The sequence below is a fragment of the Actinophytocola sp. genome (assembly GCF_036002505.1).
In the GTDB taxonomy this organism is placed as follows: domain Bacteria; phylum Actinomycetota; class Actinomycetes; order Mycobacteriales; family Pseudonocardiaceae; genus DASYTH01.
This window is the reverse complement of the sequence record NZ_DASYTH010000164.1, coordinates 1-17,029: the sequence shown is the minus strand read 5'-3', so window position 1 is coordinate 17,029 and position 17,029 is coordinate 1. Positions and strand designations below refer to the sequence as shown.

General features: G+C 70.4%; 15 protein-coding genes. 4 read left to right on the top strand and 11 right to left on the bottom strand.

All coding sequences use genetic code 11. The features are described from left to right. Window positions 1-8 precede the first annotated feature (8 nt). Window positions 9-1,409 carry an amidase gene (locus tag VGR06_RS14260; RefSeq protein ID WP_327559542.1) on the top strand — a complete coding sequence of 467 codons (1,401 nt, stop codon included), beginning with the start codon at window positions 9-11 and terminating at the stop codon, window positions 1,407-1,409. Here VGR06_RS14260 and VGR06_RS14255 read toward each other — a convergent pair. Next, complete coding sequence (locus VGR06_RS14255; protein ID WP_327559541.1) at window positions 1,406-1,867, bottom strand: group II truncated hemoglobin; 462 nt, start codon at window positions 1,865-1,867, stop codon at window positions 1,406-1,408. The genes VGR06_RS14260 and VGR06_RS14255 overlap by 4 nt on opposite strands. Window positions 1,868-1,929: 62 nt before the next feature. Here VGR06_RS14255 and VGR06_RS14250 point away from each other — a divergent pair, with 62 nt between their 5' ends. Beyond that, entirely contained in the window at window positions 1,930-3,318 is a 1,389-nt protein-coding gene (locus tag VGR06_RS14250) for a class II 3-deoxy-7-phosphoheptulonate synthase (RefSeq protein WP_327559540.1), read from the top strand. A 15-nt stretch (window positions 3,319-3,333) separates the two neighbouring features. Here the strand turns inward: VGR06_RS14250 and VGR06_RS14245 are convergent, their stop codons facing one another. Together VGR06_RS14245 and VGR06_RS14240 are read right to left on the bottom strand one after the other, a co-directional pair. Continuing rightward, window positions 3,334-5,412, bottom strand: a complete 2,079-nt coding sequence (locus tag VGR06_RS14245) for a tetratricopeptide repeat protein (protein ID WP_327559539.1) — start codon at window positions 5,410-5,412, stop codon at window positions 3,334-3,336. 5 nt (window positions 5,413-5,417) lie between these two features. After that, window positions 5,418-6,614, bottom strand: coding sequence for a hypothetical protein (locus tag VGR06_RS14240; protein ID WP_327559538.1), 1,197 nt, complete (start codon window positions 6,612-6,614; stop codon window positions 5,418-5,420). 304 nt (window positions 6,615-6,918) lie between these two features. On the opposite strand from VGR06_RS14240, the gene VGR06_RS14235 reads away from it, so the two are divergent. Further along, on the top strand, window positions 6,919-7,440 hold the full coding sequence (locus tag VGR06_RS14235; protein ID WP_327559537.1) for a helix-turn-helix domain-containing protein: 522 nt from the start codon (window positions 6,919-6,921) through the stop codon (window positions 7,438-7,440). On the opposite strand, the gene VGR06_RS14230 is transcribed toward VGR06_RS14235, so the two are convergent. From VGR06_RS14230 to VGR06_RS14215, 4 genes are all read right to left on the bottom strand, one after another. Next, entirely contained in the window at window positions 7,415-8,047 is a 633-nt protein-coding gene (locus VGR06_RS14230) for a LysE family translocator (protein WP_327559536.1), read from the bottom strand. The genes VGR06_RS14235 and VGR06_RS14230 overlap by 26 nt on opposite strands. 10 nt (window positions 8,048-8,057) lie before the next feature. Continuing rightward, on the bottom strand, window positions 8,058-8,459 hold the full coding sequence (locus VGR06_RS14225) for a type II toxin-antitoxin system VapC family toxin (protein ID WP_327559535.1): 402 nt from the start codon (window positions 8,457-8,459) through the stop codon (window positions 8,058-8,060). Continuing rightward, window positions 8,456-8,830 carry a type II toxin-antitoxin system prevent-host-death family antitoxin gene (locus tag VGR06_RS14220; protein WP_327559534.1) on the bottom strand — a complete coding sequence of 125 codons (375 nt, stop codon included), beginning with the start codon at window positions 8,828-8,830 and terminating at the stop codon, window positions 8,456-8,458. The genes VGR06_RS14225 and VGR06_RS14220 overlap by 4 nt, the downstream gene beginning before the upstream one ends. Before the next feature lie 195 nt (window positions 8,831-9,025). After that, window positions 9,026-11,071, bottom strand: coding sequence for a Stk1 family PASTA domain-containing Ser/Thr kinase (locus VGR06_RS14215; RefSeq protein WP_327559533.1), 2,046 nt, complete (start codon window positions 11,069-11,071; stop codon window positions 9,026-9,028). Between the two features lie 210 nt (window positions 11,072-11,281). On the opposite strand from VGR06_RS14215, the gene VGR06_RS14210 reads away from it, so the two are divergent. Then, a complete protein-coding gene (locus tag VGR06_RS14210; protein ID WP_327559532.1) occupies window positions 11,282-11,650 on the top strand; it encodes an Rv2175c family DNA-binding protein in 369 nt (122 codons plus the stop codon). Between the two features lie 6 nt (window positions 11,651-11,656). On the opposite strand, the gene VGR06_RS14205 is transcribed toward VGR06_RS14210, so the two are convergent. The 4 genes from VGR06_RS14205 to crtI all read right to left on the bottom strand — a co-directional run bounded on the left by VGR06_RS14205 (window position 11,657) and on the right by crtI (window position 16,987). Continuing rightward, the gene (locus tag VGR06_RS14205; RefSeq protein ID WP_327559531.1) at window positions 11,657-12,985 is read right to left on the bottom strand and encodes an AAA family ATPase; all 1,329 of its coding nucleotides are present in this window, start codon (window positions 12,983-12,985) and stop codon (window positions 11,657-11,659) included. Window positions 12,986-13,080: 95 nt separating this feature from the next. Then, on the bottom strand, window positions 13,081-14,034 hold the full coding sequence (locus VGR06_RS14200) for a phytoene/squalene synthase family protein (RefSeq protein ID WP_414637257.1): 954 nt from the start codon (window positions 14,032-14,034) through the stop codon (window positions 13,081-13,083). Beyond that, complete coding sequence (locus VGR06_RS14195; RefSeq protein ID WP_327559529.1) at window positions 14,031-15,425, bottom strand: hypothetical protein; 1,395 nt, start codon at window positions 15,423-15,425, stop codon at window positions 14,031-14,033. Before VGR06_RS14195 ends, VGR06_RS14200 begins: the two co-directional genes overlap by 4 nt. A gap of 104 nt (window positions 15,426-15,529) precedes the next feature. Next, window positions 15,530-16,987 carry a phytoene desaturase family protein gene (crtI, locus tag VGR06_RS14190; RefSeq protein WP_327559528.1) on the bottom strand — a complete coding sequence of 486 codons (1,458 nt, stop codon included), beginning with the start codon at window positions 16,985-16,987 and terminating at the stop codon, window positions 15,530-15,532. Between the last annotated feature and the right edge of the window lie 42 nt (window positions 16,988-17,029).

Sequence of the window (17,029 nt, the reverse complement as noted above, 5' to 3'; positions counted from 1 at the left end):
TGGCCGGCATGGATGTCGAGGAGCTGCTGTGGGCCGGGGCGGACGCGCAGGCCGCCGCGCTGCGGGACGGGTCGGTGTCGGCGGTCGGGCTGACCGAGGCGGTGCTGCGCCGGCTTGATCAGGTCAACCCGGTGCTGAACGCGTTCCGGATCAGCTATGCGGACGCCGCCCGGGACGCCGCGAAGGCCGCGCAGCAGCGGATCGACGCCGGTGAGCGCACGCCGCTGCTCGGGGTGCCGGTCGCGGTGAAGGACGACCTCGACGTGGCCGGCGACGTCACCGGCATGGGCGGGCGGCCGCAGTTCCCACCGGCCGAGCGGGACAGTCCGGTGGTGGCGCGGCTGCGCGCGGCCGGCGCGGTGATCGTCGGGCACACCCGGGTGCCGGACCGCTGCCTGTGGCCGTTCACCGAGACGCTCACCCACGGCGCGACCCGCAACCCGTGGGGCCTCGACCACACGCCGGGCGGTTCCTCGGGTGGTTCGGCCGCCGCCATCGCCGCCGGGATCGTCGGTGTGGCAACGGGTTCCGACGGTGGCGGCTCGGTGCGCGTCCCGGCCGGGGCGTGCGGCGTCTTCGGCCTGAAGACAACCCGCGGGCTGATCCCCAGCGGCGACGACGAGGAGCACTGGCACGGGTTGTCGGTGATCGGCCCGCTGGGTCGAAAAGTGGCCGACGCCGCCGCGATGCTGGACGTGGTGGCCGACCTCCGCGCGGCCCTGGGCGAGGGCGACACCGGCACCTACCGGGCGGCCGCGGACGCCGACCCCGGCAGCCTCCGGATCGCCCTGTCCTGGCGCACGCCACTGGGCAAGCCGATCATCGAGGCGCAGCGCAAGCGGGCCACCCTGGAGACCGCGGACCGGCTCCGCGCGCTGGGCCACACCGTCGAGGAGACCGACCCGCCGCTCGGCGCGGCGCCGCTGCCGCAGTTCCTGGTCCGCTACTTCCGCGGCGTGTCCGACGATCTCGCCACGCTGCCGCACCCGGAATGGGTGGAAACCCGCACCCGCCGGATCGCCGCGGTCGGCCGGCGCATCCCTGATGGCACGCTGGCCAGGACGCGCGCCGCCGAGTCCGAATTGGACAGTCGGATGCGAGCGTTCTTCGCCGACTACGACGTGATCCTGCAACCCGGCTGGACCGGCCGCCAACCCCGGGTCGGCCGCTACCACGGCCGCGGCATGTCCACCACGTTCGCCGGCGTCTCGATGGGCATCCCGTACTTCCCCACCTGGAACGTCCTCGGCTACCCGGGCGCCGCCGTCCCGGTCGGCTTCGACTCCCTCGGCCTCCCGATCGGCGTCCAGCTCGTCGGCCCCGCCTTCGCCGAGCGCCGCCTGCTCTCCCTGGCCGGCCAGTACGAGCGCGCCCACCCCTGGGCCGGTCACCGTCCGGCCATGGCTTAGGGCTGGTACGGCGGCAGCGCCCAGTCCCAGGTCGGCATGGGCGAGTCTGCGGGTGCCTCCACCCCCGGCTGGGAGAGCATGACGGCCATCCGGGTGCCCCACTCCAGGTAGCCCACGAACGACGCGCGGAACTCCGGGTCGTCGGGCAGACCCACCTCGTCGGCGGTGTCGATGAGCAGGGCCACCCAGCGCCGGCGCTGGGTCTCGGTGAGCGCCCGGCCGAGGTGGCGGCCGATCATGTGCGCGTGCCCGCCGCGCTGGGTGGAGTAGTCCTTGGGGCCGCCGAACACCTCGCCCAGCCAGGCCGCCACGTGCTTCGGATGCTCGGCGTCCATCCCGGCGAACACCGGCGCCAGCACGTCGTCGGCGCGGACGTGCTCGTAGAACCGGTCGAAGAGCTTCCGCAGCGCCTCGGCGCCGCCGGCCCACTCGTACAGCGTCGGCGTTTCCTCCGTCATACGCGGAAGGCAATCATCGTGCCGCGTATCGATCAAGTATCCCGACCTCATACCCTTGCGGTGTGAACTGGACCGTGGACGTGCCGGTGGACACGCTGCCCGAGCTTCCGCCGCTGCCGCCGAACCTGCGTGCCGCCCTGGACGAGGCGCTCGCCCGCCCGGCCGCCCAGCAGCCCGACTGGCCGGAACCCGATCAGGTGCGCCAGGTTCGGACCCTGCTGGAGAGCGTGCCGCCGATCACCGTGCCGCCCGAGATCGACCGGATGCGCGAGCGGCTGGCCGCCGTGGCCCGCGGTGAGGCGTTCATGCTGCAGGGCGGGGACTGCGCGGAGACGTTCGCCGACAACACCGAGCCGCACATCCGCGGCAACATCCGCACCCTGCTGCAGATGGCGGTCGTGCTCACCTACGGCGCCAGCCTGCCGGTGCTGAAGGTCGCGCGGTTCGCCGGCCAGTACGCCAAGCCGCGCAGCAACGCCAACGACCACCTCGGCCTGCCGGTGTACCGCGGGGACATCATCAACTCGCTGGTGGCCACCCCCGAGGCGCGCACTCCCGACCCCGGCCGGATGATTCGCGCCTACGCCAACGCCGGCGCGGCCATGAACCTGCTCCGCGCGCTCACCGCCGCGGGCATGGCGGACCTGACCAACCTGCACGACTGGAACAAGGACTTCGTCCGCACCTCCCCGGCCGGCGAGCGCTACGAGGCGCTGGCCACCGAGATCGACCGCGGCCTGCGGTTCATGGCCGCGTGCGGCGTGACCGACTCCACCCTGCACACCACCGAGATCTTCGCGTCCCACGAGGCGCTGCTGCTCGACTACGAGCGCGCGATGCTCCGCATGGACACCACCGGCGACGAGCCGCGCCTCTACGACCTGTCCTCCCACTTCCTCTGGATCGGCGAGCGCACCCGCCAGCTCGACGGCGCCCACATCGCCTTCGCCGAGCTGCTCGCCAACCCGATCGGCGTCAAGATCGGCCCGACCACCACCCCCAGCCAGGCCGTCGAGTACATCAAGCGCCTCGACCCCTACAACACCCCGGGCCGCCTCACGCTGATCAGCCGGATGGGCAACGCCAAGGTCCGCGAGGTCCTCCCGCCGATCATCGAGGAGGTCACCGCCTCCGGCCACAAGGTCATCTGGCAGTGCGACCCGATGCACGGCAACACCCACGAGTCCTCCACCGGCTACAAGACCCGCCACTTCGACCGCATCGTCGACGAGGTCCAGGGCTTCTTCGAGGTGCACCGCCGCCTCGGCACCCACCCCGGCGGCATCCACATCGAGCTCACCGGCGAAGACGTCACCGAATGCCTCGGCGGCGCCCAGGACATCTCCGAAGCCGACCTCCACGGCCGCTACGAAACCGCCTGCGACCCGCGCCTCAACACCCAGCAGTCCCTCGAACTCGCCTTCCTCGTTGCGGAGATGCTCCGCTCCTGAGCCGGGGTTTCTCGCTCACACTCCGGCGAGCAGCTCCTGGCACCGCGCCTGCTGGTGGAGCAGCTCGACGATGTCGGCGTCGGGTAGTGCGAGCGCGGCGGTGAAGTCGCGCAGGGCGGCCTCGAGCCGGCCCGCCGCCGCGTACGCCATCCCGCGGTTGAGCAGGACGTCCGGGTCGTCGCCGGTGAGCTCCAGCGCTCGGGTCAGGTCCTCCGCGGCGGCGAGCGGGTTGCTCAGGCGGTAGTGCGCGACGGCGTGGTTGACCAGCGCCGCGGGATAGTCCGGGTCGGCGGCCAGAGCGGCGTCGAGCTGCCGGAGCGCTGCGGCAGGCTCGTCGCGCTCCAGTGAGATGCCGCCCCACAGGCAGAGCAGCCGCGGCTCGTCGGGTCTGATGGCCGCGCCGGCCACCACGTCCGCCTCGGCTTCGTCGAGCATCCCCTTGTCCAGCAACACTTCCGCGCGGCACAGCCGGGTGTCGAGGTCGTCGGGCTCCATCTCGAGCACGTAGTCGAAGTCGCCCAGCGCGCCGTCGACGTCGCCGGTCTGCACGCGGGCGGTGCCCCGGTTGTAGTACAGCTCCGGGAACGGCGGGGCCAGCGCGACGGCCCGGTCGTAGTCGGCCAGCGCGGCCGCGACATCACCCCGCCGGCGGGAGATCTTGGCACGCTCGCTGAGGTAGTCGGTGTAGTACGGGTCCAGCTCGATCAGCGTGGTGAAGGCGGCGTATGCCTCGTCGCTGCGGCCGAGCGCGGCGAGCAGCCGGGCCCGGTTGTAGAGCAGCTGGGAGCGGTGCAACGCCCACTCCCCGGCGCCGAGCTCCGCGTCCAGCCGGGCCTGGCATCCGGTCACCAGCTCGAGCGCCCGGTCCAGGTTGCCGCGGTGCATCTCGATCAGCGCGAGCCCGTTGGCGTGGAAGACCTCCAGGGTGCGCCGCTCGTCGGGGTCGGGCAGCAGCGAAGCCAGCGCGCATGCGTTGTTCTGCCAGCCGAGCGCCGCATCGTGGTCGCGCGGCCGGAAGAACCGGGTGTACAGCATGGCGATGGCGTAGCTCGCCGTCGCGTGCACCTTCGGTGAGGTGTAGCGGCGGCGCAGCTCCTGGTACAACTCCATCGCCTCGTCCAGCCGGCCGAGCCCGACGAGGGCGGAGCCGGTGTGGTTGGTGACCAGGCGGAACCGGTCCGCGTCGGCCACCGGGTCGGCGATCGCGCGGAACCGCGTGCCGAGGTCGACGACCGACGCGGAGAACCCAGCCTCCACGCAGAACTGGAAGGCCTCGAACAGGGCCCGCAGGCCGGCGCCGCCGGGGTCGGTCCCGTGCTCCCGGTGGTAGGCGAGGGCGCCGACCAGGGTGCCCCGCGACGCACCGGACGTCAGCTCCGCGGCCCGCCGGTCGTGCAGCGTCCGCCGCAGGTGCGGGTCGGCAGCCAGATACGCCGCGTGCTCGGCAGGGTCGTCGCCGGTGCCGTCGGCCCACACGTAGGCCCGCGCCAGCTCCTCCGGGGTGCGGCGGTCCGGGCCACGGTCCCCGGTCGCCGCGCGGACCGGCCGGGCGAATCGGGCCAGCACCCCGGCGAGTTCGGTAGGCAACTCGGCGCCCGCCTCGGACGCCACCACCCGCAGTTCGGCTGGATCGGCCCGGCGGACCAGCAGCGCCACCAGTTCCTGCGCCGTGCGCTCGGCGGCGCGGAGGTCCTCGAACACCAGGGACGGAGCGGGCGCACCCGTCGCCGCCAGCCGGCGGGCGTGGTTGATCAGGAACGTGACCACGCCCTGGCTCATGCATCGGATCATGGAGACGCCGTAGTAGCGGGTGCGCTGCTCGAACGGCCCGGCCGAGGCCAGCGTCCGCGGCGCCGGGCCGATCAGCTCGGCCAGCTCGGGCATGCCGTAGAGCAGCTCCATCCGGTGTGCCTCGATCAGCTCCGGCCACCGCTGGCGCGCCTCGGGAAGCACCGCGCGCAGCACGGTGTCCACGCCGGTGTACGGGCCGCGCAGGTTCCGGTGGCAGGACGCGATCACCGTGTGCGGGCCGTGCTCGGCCACGCAGCGCAGCCGGTCCGCCCGGCGCTCGCCGGTGATGTGCAGGTGCGGCATCTCCATCACTCCGCGGCTGTCTGATATGGACGGTTAGGCGCTGCCTCCCTGCGCTTGCGTTTGGCCAGGTATACGGCCAGGAACACCCATCCGGCATTGAAGACGAGGGAGAACACGGCGTCGGCGAACTCCAGGTCGAACCGGCCGGTGCCGAGGTGCCGCGCGATTGTGCCCGCGTAGTACCACACCACCGGCACGGTCGCGAGGATCGTCAGCGCGAGCATCACGGCGATCCCGAGCACGACCAGCGGGCCGTACCAGCGGCCCATCCGCCGGTCCCGCTCGCTCCACTGCCGCTCGTCCACCATGCGCTCCGGCCGGCCCAGCAGGCGCCAGATCCGGTTACGCAGCACCGTGGTGCTTACCTCGTGCAGGTCGTGGCTGCGCAGGGCGGTGGCGAGCACGTAGTACAGGTCGGTCCGCAGGTAGAACTGGAACTGCCAGCCCAACCGCATGACCACCGTGAAGGCCAGGGCCAGGGCGACGCGCCCGGCAAGGGAGAACGTGCCGTCGGCGTGCCGGGTCGCCGCAGCGAGCAGCCCGAGCAAGCTCAGCACCACCACGTCGGTGGCCATCCCGGACAGCAGCGGCAGGTACCGCTTGCCGCCCGGCACGCTCAGCAGCCCGTTCATCCGCGTCTCGAACACGACGTAGGTGAACCGGTTGCTCATGCCGAGCCGGCTGGCCAGGCCCAGCCGGCGGGCGGCCAGCATGTGGCTGGCCTCGTGCAGGAAGATCAGCGGCACCTGGCCGACGGTGATGCCCAGTTGCACCAGCACCAGCGACGAGGTGAAAAAGATCTGGTGCGGATTGGGCAGCAGTTCGTGATGCCCGGCGGTGGCGACGACCCACGCGACGACGATCGCCGCGTAGCACAGCCATGCCGCAGGCGAGAACACCAGGCGGCCGAGCCGGCGCAGCCGCACCCGTTGCGGCGGTGGGGTCTCGGTGCCACCGGCCCGGACGAAACCCAGATCCCGCAAGGTTTCCAGGAAGTCATCGATGTCCACCGGCTCGCCGAAGGTGGACTCGTACCACCGCGCGGCCTCGTCCAGCGGTTCGCCGTCGGTGAGCCGGCCGAGCAGGGCGGCACCGTCCGAGGGCAGCACGGCGTACGAGCCGGTGTCCTTGCGGCCGACCACGACCTCGTCGCCTTCGGGGACAAAGCTCAACTCGTGGAACGCCACGGTCGTGTCGCGCATCGGGTCTCCTCCGCTCACCATGCTCGAGGGGGCCGTACTTACTCGCCGGCCCCCTCTCGCAGCCTGGCTCAGGCGTTCTGCACGTACGGGATGTCGCAGGTCGCGGTGGTGAGACGAATGTCGCCGGCGCGGCGCACGGTGATCTTCTTCATCCTGGTGGCGGTCTTCATCGGTGGACCCTCCCTATGATTTGGACAACCGCTCGATCGATCGCGGCATGAAATAGATAGCACCCGGACGGTGCTGTTTCGGCTGGTCTGGAACAGTTTCGGAACAGCGAGCGAACGCTACGCCCGTTTGGCCGATGCGACTGCGCGCTCCGTTCCGCAATGATCTGATGGCGGGATCCTGGTGGCAGCAAGGTGTTGGGGTAGCGGTGATGGAGTCCTCGACTGGCAGCAGCTCGAGATCGGCGGCCGAGTTATTGGGCCGGGAATTGTTCCGGCTTCGCCAGGAAAGGGGACTGTCGCTACGCCAAATGGCCCGCGCTCTGGGTATGACGGCACACAGCGGACTGGTCGACTACGAACGGGGATATCGTATTCCACCGAATGGTCTAATGGCTTCTTACGCCCGGGCGTTGAACCCGAAGGATGACCGGCTGCTCGCGCTGCACCGGGCGGCCCTGGCCGAACGCGCGCAACGCAGGATCGCCCATTTCACGCCCGAGCCGGATCACCCGGCCGGCAGCCATGTCGAGATGATGCACACGCTGGCCGAGGGGCTGGAGAACCTCGCCCGGCTGCTGCGTTACGTGGCCGCGGCCTGGCCACCATCGGTGGAGACCCTGACCCACGCCGCTACCGTGCCTCCACAGCGAGCTTGACGCCCAATCCGATGAGAACGGTGGCCGTGACGCGGTCGAGCCAGCGGCGGAGGCGGGCGCGGGCGAAGAGGTGGCGGGCGCGGTCGGCGGTCCAGGCGAGGAGGGGGAGCCAGACGAGGCCGATGGCGAGGTGGATCGCGACAAGGAGGAGGCCCCAGGCAAGGTTGGCGGGGCCGCCTGGCAGGAACTGGGGAAGCAGGCTCATGTAGAAGACGCCGGGCTTGGGGTTGAGCAGGTTGGTGCCGAGGCCGGCGCGGAAGGCTTTGGCCAGGCCGGGTTTGGTGGTTGGGATCGCGGCGGCGTCGGTGTGGTGCCGGTGGCGGATCGTCTTCCACAGCATGGTGGTGCCGAGCCAGACCAGGTAGATCGCGCCGAGGATGCGCACGATGTCGTAGGCCAGCCGGGACGCGGTGAGCAGCGCCGTCAGCCCGGCGAGGCTGGCGGTGGCCCAGATCAGGCAGCCGGCGGTGGTGCCGAGCACGACCGCGACTCCCGATCGCCGCCCACCGACCAGGGAATGCCGCACCACGAGCATGCTGTCCAGGCCGGGTGTGACCACCGTGAGCAGGGCGATCAGCGTGAAGCCCAGCAACGCCGTGGAACTCATGACTCTCCGTTCAGTTGACCCCGGGCATGACCAGGGGCAGCCCGGCTTCCTCGGCGGCCTTGGCGAGCCGCTTGTCGTAGGTGATGAACTCGGTCACGGCCGGCCCCAACATCTGCGCGGTGGCCATATGCAACGCATCGAGGGTTCGCAGGTTTCGGTGGGGGAGATCGCCGGCAAGGTCGATGATCGTTCCCACCGGCAACTTGGCGATCTTGTTCAGCAACTGGTCGGACTTCGCCCGGGTCGACTCCCGCTGGCCGTCACGAATCAGCGTTCGACACACCTCGACTCTGGTCAACTCGCTACTGATCATGTTGGCGCCAGCCGAAGCGAGATGTTCGGCCAGCGCGCCGCTGTGTTCCTCCCTTCTGATCAACTTCACGACCGCACACGCGTCGAGGTAGATGATCAATGCGTCTCCTCCTCGCGCATCTCGATCAGAACCTCGGACAGTGGCCGCTGACCCGGTTCGGCGGGCAGCGGCGGGTTGTCCAGCAGGTACTGCCGCAGCTCGACCTGCTGCTCCCGCCAGTCGGGCGGCAGAATGCCTGCCTTGATCAAACCTCGCACGGTGGCCTCCTCGACGTCCGGTGGTGACAGCACGGCCACCGGTTCTCCGTTGCGGGTGACCTCGATCGTCTCGCCCGCGTCGACCCGCTCGAGCACGTGCGCCGTGTGCCGCGACAGCTCGCGCACGGTGATCTGGTGCCGCAACCGCTCCTGGGGAAAGACGATGTCGATCGTGGGCAGGTTGGGCGGCACTTCGGGTAGTTCGGGCAGCATGGGGGGAGGGTACCAAGGTGTCTGACGGACGCTCAATGTCAGACAGTCGACCGTTGGGGTGACCCACTCTGGCGGCTCGTCCGTGAAATGGCTCGATAGCTGGGAATACTCAGGCACGGTCGTTGTCATGAGCGAGACAATATCATGGATGTCTGACGCCTGTGCGCGTTGTCTGACGGCGTGTCGGGATGGCTGTCAGGGGAAGGCGACGAGGATGACCTTCGTGCCCGGCTCGACGCGGTTGCCGGCCCCCGGGGACTGGGCGAACACCTGGCTGTTGTCGTTGTTCGGGCCGAGTTGCTGGACGTCCACCTCGAGCCCGAGACCCTCCAGGGTGGTCTTCGCCTCGCCGACGGTCTTCTGTCCGACATCCGGGACGGTGACCGCGTTGGACACGATCACCGAGACCCGCAGGTTGTCATCGTCGTCGAGCTCCTTGTTGGCCGGCGGATCGGTCTTGATCACGTGTCCGCCGTCGACGTCGGGGGAGAACTCCTTCTCGCCGTCGAACGGCTGGAAGCCGGCGTCGGTCAGGATCTTGAACGCCTCGTCCCTGGTCTTGCCCCGCACGTCGGGCACCGGCTTCGGCTTGGCGCCCCTGCTGACCACGATCGTGACCCGCGCGCCGAGGTTGAGCTGGGAGCCCGGCTTCGGGTCCAGCGTGAGCACCGCGCCCTTGGGCACGGCGTCGTCGAACTCGTTGCGGCCGTCGTCCGTGCCCGGGGTCAGCTCGGCGTCGGTGATCAGGCTCTTGGCCTCGTCCACGGTGGCGCCGCGCCGCACGTCCGGCACGACCGGCCGGCCGCTGGAGACGACCAGCTTGATCCGGTCGCCGCGGAGCGCCCGCATGCCGCCGGCCGGGTCGGTCCGGATCACCTTGCCGGCCGCGACCGTGTCGTCGCGCTTCTTCTGGACGTCCGGGTTGAGGCCGGCGTCGCGCAGCGCCTGCTCGGCGCCGTTCTGGTCCTGGCCGGTCACCGCGGGCACCGACGTCCAGCGGCCCGACGTGAACCACCAGGTCGCGGTGCCGCCGCCGGCCAGCAGGAGCGCGCCGAGGAGGCTCCACAGCACGATCCGGTTCGCCCGTTTCCGCGGCCGCGGCACCGGCATCGGCCGCCCGCCGGTGCGCGGGTTGCCGTACGGCGGGCTGGGCGGCGCCGGCGGGGGCGCGGTCAGCACCGGCGCGGCCGGTTGCGAAAGGTCGGTGCGCAGCATCGCCCGGGTGCCCTGCGGCCCGACGGCCTGGTAGCCGGCCGGCATCCGGCGCACGGTGGTCGCCGAGCTCACCGGATCCGGTACGAGGGTGGCCTCCGGGTCCGGCAGCTCGAGTCCGAGCGCCCGCACCTGGTCCTCGGCCGGCACCGGGATCGTGCGGTCCACCAGGTGGTAGTGCGGCACCGGCACCGGCACCCGCGGGATCGGCCCGGCCGCGCGCACCCGCTGCAGGTCGATCAGGAACGCGCCGGCGTCCAGCGGGCGGCTGGCCGGGTCCCGCCGGGTGGCCCGCTGCACCAGCTCATCGACAAATATCAGTCCCGAGCCCGGCGCCGGGACGTCGTCGTTGACGTGCCGGTAGGCGATGGACAGTGGGGTGTCGCCGACGTAGGGCGGGCCGCCGGTGAGCATCTCGTAGAGCAGGATGCCGGCCGAGTAGACGTCGCCGCGGCCGGTCGCGGCGCCGGTGGTGACCTGCTCGGGGGAGAGGTAGGCGACGGTGCCGAGGATGACGCTGCTACTCGTGGTTCCGGCGCTGGCCATGGCCCGGACCAGGCCGAAGTCGGCCACCTTGACCACGCCGTTCGCGCCGATCAGCACGTTCTCCGGCTTCACGTCGCGGTGTACCAGGCCCTCCCGGTGCGCGGCGGCCAGCGCCATGAGCACCGGCTCCATGATCGACAGGGCCAGCGGGGCACCCAGCGCGCCGCGCTCGGTGATCAGGTCGCGCAGCGTGCCGCCGTCGACCAGCTCCATCACCAGGAACACGTGGTCGCCGTCGAGCCCCTGGTCGTGCACGGCGACGACGTTCGGGTGGTGGATCTTGGCGGCGGACCGGGCCTCGCGCTCGAACCGCTCCACGAACGCGTGGTCGGCGGCGAACCGCGGATCCATGATCTTGATGGCGACCGGGCGGTCCAGCCTGGTGTCCAGCCCGCGGTAGACGGCCGACATGCCGCCGCGGGCAAGCAGCGCGTCCACCCGGTACCGCTGCTCGAGCAGGGCACCCGCCAGGCTGTCCTCCACGATCGTCGATGGTACGGAGCGCCACGTGAGCGCGGGGTCGGCTCGCCGATTTGTGACGCAAGAGCCGGCGTGCCTACTCGTCGCCCATCAGACTTTCGTATGGCATGGTGTTCGCGTGAGCGGAGCTTGCGGAGCGAACCATCAAGCACTGCCCCGCCACCGAGGAACGAGGTGGCGGGGTTGCCAGCACCGAGCTTGCGAGGTGCTGGCGTGAGTCCGATTCCGTCCGCCGAGGACACCCTCGATCCCGGCGTTGAAGTGCTGCAACTGCCCGATGTCGCCGCCCGGCTCGACCTGCCGGTCACCCGGGTCCAGCAGTTGTTGCGGGACGGTCAACTGCTCGCCATCCGACGTGGCGGCGCGTTCGCCGTCCCCGCCGTCTTCCTCACCGACGACGGCGCCGTCGTCAAGGGCCTGCCCGGAACCATCACCGTGCTCACCGATTCCGGCTTCACCCCGGACGACATCATGCGCTGGCTGTTCACCGCCGACGACTCCCTCCCCGGCACCCCCATCGACGCCCTCCGCACCAACCGCGGCACCGAGGTCAAACGCCGAGCCCAAGCCCTCGCCTTCTAGGGCGCCTCAGCGGGGGACATACTGCCCTCGGTGGGGAACGACGAGTTGGTTGCCGGCTGAGACGTCGCCGTCCACATCCACGGCGTCGCGACCACCGTCGGGTAGGTAGGCAACCAGCCGGGCCCGGTCCGAGTGGCGAAGGAACAGGACGAAGGTTCGATCGACGATGGTTAGCGTCTCGGTCGTGTCGTTGAACGCCAGAATCGTGGGCTGAATACCGATGGCTCGTTGCAGGCGCCAGATTTTTCGAGCCTGCTTGGTCAATTTCTCGACAGTGTACTCTTCATTGGCGGTCTCGTTCGGGTATAGCCGCTGAATTGATTCGAACATCTCTTCCATCGTCGCGGCCCGCAGGAGCACCTCCGGTTCGACGGTCAGCAGGTAGTGCATGATCCATTTGCGGCTGAGGCTAGGCCGGCCGTAGCGGTACTTCTTATAGGTCGAGTAGGACGTGATGAACCGCCGGAACCGGGGAGAGTTGACCGCGAGCACCTTGTTCACGGCGTCATCGACGAGCGCAACGTCATCCACCCGAACCCGGCGGTCAAGGTTGGATGTGATTCCCGCCGATGCGCACAGCCGGTAGCACAGCTCCTGCAGCAGGCCGACGCTGCCCTCCGCGGCGGCGACCAGCCGCCCCTTGATCTCGTCCGTGAACTGAACATTCAGGAGTTCCTCACCTGCCCTGACCACCTCGGCCAGACCGTCGGCGCTCCAGGATCCGGCGTATATCGACAGGACCCGGCCCGCCAGGTTGCCATTCAGGTTGACCAGCCGGTCCTCCTCTTCCCAGGTGCCCATGATGATGACTTTGATGGAGCTCTTCTCATAGATGACCTTCAGGTCCTCGGCTATTTCCCGCTGGTCACCCACACCCAGGTACTGGAAGTCGTCGATGATTACGGTCTTCTCGAAACCGTTGTCGGCCACGACCCGGAGGACGTCGTTGATATTTCCGATGTCAATATCGATCGTGCGCTCTGTCGTTTCTGAATCCGACTTGAAATCCCCCGAGAATATGCTCACCTTGGCGCCGATGCCGCGCGCTCTCCTTCTCTTTCGCTCAACGGCGACCGACGCGCCAGTCTCTCGCAGCAGCATTCGGTACACGTCGTACCGGCGTTGCCCGTAGGCGCAGCGAATCACGCAACAGGAATCCTGATCCAGATGTTTCCTTGCCAACGTGGACTTGCCCTGCCGGTTGCCGCCGTACAGCACGATATGCTTGTCCTCCGCCAGGGCGGCGAGGAACTGCTCATCCAACGTCCTCGGGGTGTAGCTGAAAGGAATGTTTCGGCTCACGCCATAGACGTCGCCAAGAAAATACTCATCCACGACGCTGCCTCCTGACCCACTCGCTCGTCACCTGACTCCTATATCGCCGTAGGTCGAACCGTCGTGTCCGTCCGACACACCGACGACTCTGGGCACTAGTTCTTGAAGCGGCGCGTCTGCTCAGTGACTCCGGGCATGGCGGTCAGCGCAACTCTCCGGAGGAGGCCGGTGGCCGCGACCGCGAGGCGGCGGCGCGGCGGCACGGTGACGCGGCGGTGCAGGATCGCGTAGCCGGCGGCTTCGATCTCGTCGAGGATGCCGCGGTAGAGCGTGGCCGCGGTGCGCACGCAGGGGCGGGATTCGGGGCGGAGCAAGGAGATTCCGGGTTCGGCGCGGCGGTAGACGGCGCGGGTGTAGGCGACGAGGTGGGCCAGGGCGGCGCGGACCGGGGGGTCGGTGGTACCGGTGCGGTGTGCCCACTCCAACCGGGCGCGGTCGACGCCGAACGCGGCGAGCTCGTCCGACGGCAGGTAGAGCCGGCCGCGGTCGAGGTCCTCGCCCACGTCGCGGAGGAAGTTGGTGAGCTGGAACGCCTCGCCGAGCGCGGCGGCGGCCGGCGCGGCCTCCTCCTGCGGGCCCACGGTGCCCAGCACCGGAAGGAGCTGCAGGCCGATCGCGCCGGCCGAGCCGTACATGTACCGCTCCAGGTCGGCGAACGTGGCGTAGTCGGTGACCGTGAGGTCCATCCGCATCGATTCGAGGAACTCGGTGAACAGCTCCACCCGGATCCCATACCGCCCCACCGTGTCCCCCACAGCAACCAGGAACCGACTTGTCGCGGGAAGTGCCCGTGACAAGTCCGACCTGTCGCGGGAAGTGCCCACGACAAGTCGGAGATCTTCGGCCAGCGAGTCGAGCGCGGTGATGCGGTCCGCGGGCGGCACTCCGGGGGCGTCGACGATCTCGTCGGCGACCCGGGCGAAGCCGTACAGCGCGTGGATGGCCGGGCGGCGGTCGGCCGGAAGCAGCCGGGTGGCAAGGAAGTATGTGCGGCCGTGCCGCGCGTTGATGCGCCGGCACAGCTGGTAGGCAGCGTCCAGATCCGTCAACGCTTGCAGCTGACCCACTGTCCCGGCGGGCAGCCCCCGGGGTTGCCGGCCACCAGTTGCTGCTGCAGCGCGTACGCCGACGCCGCGTTGTCCGTGGCGGTGACCAGGGAGAACGTGCACAGCGCCTGGTTGACGGCCAGGCACGGGCGCAGCTGCGCCTTGGCGTGGTCCTGCCAGTACTTCGTCCCGGCCACGCCGTACTTCCACACCTTGTCGGCGTACTTCACCGTGTAGACGTAGTGGCTGCCCTCGGTCTTGCGGTTCTTCGGGTCGGCGGGCTTGGCCGAGGCCTGGGTGGTGACCGAGCCCAGGTCAGGGGCGTCGGCGAGGACCAGCGGCGCCCAGGACGCGCCGTACGGGTGGGTGCCGACGACGGAGTGCGCGCGCTGCCAGAAGTTGACCCACTCCGGCGAGGACAGCGTGCAGGTGGCCGAGCTGGGCTGGCCGGGCGCGACCGGGCCGACCTCGGTCTCGCAGGAGCCGAGCGGGGCGTTGTCCCCGGTCCAGTCCGCCTTGACGTGCACCCGCACCGGCACCTTCGCCGTGTTGGTGAACTCGACGATGAGCGAGCAGCTGCTGGCCCCGCACTGGTCGAACCGGTGCGGGCCCTGATTGACCGTGGTCAGCGCGTCGACCGCGGTGTTCAGCCCGGCGGCCTGGTTGGCCAGCTCCTGGTAGAACTTGACGGTGTCGGCGGAGGTGTCGGCCACGTCCGCGACGAGATCCTTGACCCGGGTGTTGTCGGTGGCGCCGAGCCGGCTCAGGGTGAGCCTGGCCAGGCCGTACGGCGGCTGGGCGGCCAGGAAGATCGCGCCCGACTCCACCGGGATCTTGATCACCTCGACGCCCGACTCGGTGGTCTTCGGCCGCTCGGCCAGCGCGCCCTCGCCCGCCGTCTTGGGCTCCTTGGCCAGGTCCTGGCTGAGGCCGTCCGGGGTGAACATGTCGCCGAACTCCACGCCGAGCAGCACCGAGGGCAGCTTGACCCAGCGGTCCGCGATCGCGGTGCCCTTGCCGTCGCCCTCGCCGATGCCGCGCAGCGCCGCCCAGAACGCCGCCGGCGCCTTCACGAACAGCGACTTGTTGATCATGAGAATGGTGGCCGGGTTGCCGTCCGCGGTGATCGAGCCGAGCACGTCGCCGGCCGACGACACGGTGACGTCGAACGTGATCTTCTCGTCGGACGCCGAGGTGAACGTGCCCTTGTAGTGCACCGCGCCGGCCTCGCCCAGGTTCAGCAGGGACTGCGCGATGGACTCGGCGGCCGACGGCGGCGGGATGACCACGGGCACCGGCGCGCCGCTGACCGTGTTGCTGCACGCGGTGACCAGCAGGGCGACCAGACCGAGCAGCGCGACGAGCCTGGACCACCCCCGGCGTCCCTGAATCATCCGCGCTCCCACCTCCTGCCGCACGTGACCCAGTGTGCGGCATCGCGAACCAAGCCGTAGCAGTATCGCTTTTCGGTACTCACCCTGTCATCGGGTGTCAGGTCTCAAACGATGCGTTCTACCGCAAGTTTGCCGGAAATCAGGACAGGTGGAATACCGACCCCCGGCGTGGTGCCGCAGCCGGCGAGCACGGCGTTCTCCAGGCCGGGGACCAGGTTTCGCGGCCGGAACGGGCCGGTCTGTCGGACCGTGTGGGCCAGCGAGAACGGGGTCCCGGCGCCGAGCCCGGCCGCCGCCCAGCCGGCCGGCGTGACCAGGCGCTCGACCTCGACGGCGCCGTCGAAGCCGGCCAACCCGCGGGCCTCGAGCACCCGACCCAGCTCGGCGCGGTAGGCGGGGCCGACCCGGGCCCAGTCGATAGGACCGACCTCGAGGTTCGGGCACGGGGCGAGGACTGAGACCAGGTGCCGGCCCGGCGGCGCGAGGGCCGGGTCGGTCGCGGTCGGGCGGGTGACGAGCAGCGACGGGTCGCTCATCAGCCGCCCGGCCGCGGTGATCTCGTGGAACGTCCGGTCCCAGTGCGCGCCGAAGAACACCGTGTGGTGACCGAGCTCCGGCCAGGTCCTAGTCAGCCCGGCGTGCAGCACGACGGCCGACGGCGACCAGTGGAACCGGCGGCGCGGGGTGATGCCGAGCAGCCGGTAGCTCTCCGGAAGATCCGGGGTGAGCACCACGGCGTCGCCCGGGACGCGCTCGCCGCAGTGCACGGCCGTGACGCGGGAACCCTTGCGCTCCAAGCGATCCACCCGGGTCGAGTAGTGGAATACGGCGCCGGCTTCGGCGGCCGCGGCGGCCATCGCCCGGGCCACCGCGCCGACCCCGCCGCGGGGGAAGTACACGCCGGCCACGGTGTCCATATAGGCGATCACGGCGTAGGCGGCCAGCGCCCGGGCCGGCGGCACGCCCGCGTAGAGGGACTGGAACGAGAACAGCCGGCGCAGCCGCTCGTCACGCAGGAACCGGCCCACCGCCGGGCCGAGCCGGCCGAAACCGCCCAGCGCCACCAGGTTCGCCAGTTTCGGCACGAGCAGGTCGAGTGGCGAGTCGAGGTTGGCGCCGATGAACGTGTCGCGCTGCACCCGGTACAGCTCGGTGAGCCAGGCCCGCAGCCGCCGGTACCCCTCGGCCTCCCGCTCGCCGGCCACCCGCTCGACCTCGCCGGCCATCGCCTCCTCGCCGGTGTGCACCGCGATCGTGCTGCCGTCGGCGAAGTGCGCCAGGTAGGCCGGATCCAGCGGGACGAGGTCGATCCGCTCGCTCAGCGACGTGCCGACCGCGGCGAGCGCCTCGTCCACCAGCTCAGGCATGGTCAGCACGGTGGCACCGGTGTCGATCACGTAACTGTCCATTGTGGACGAACTGGCTCGACCGCCGGGTGTGGCCGCGGCCTCCAGCACGGTCACCTGGCGGCCCGCGCCGAGCAGGTGCAGCGCGGCGGAGAGCCCGGCGAGGCCCGCGCCGACCACCACCACATGGTCGGTCCGGCCCGGAACGCGCCGCACTCAGCGGTCCCGGCTCGTCGCCGCCACGGCCAGCTCGGCCAG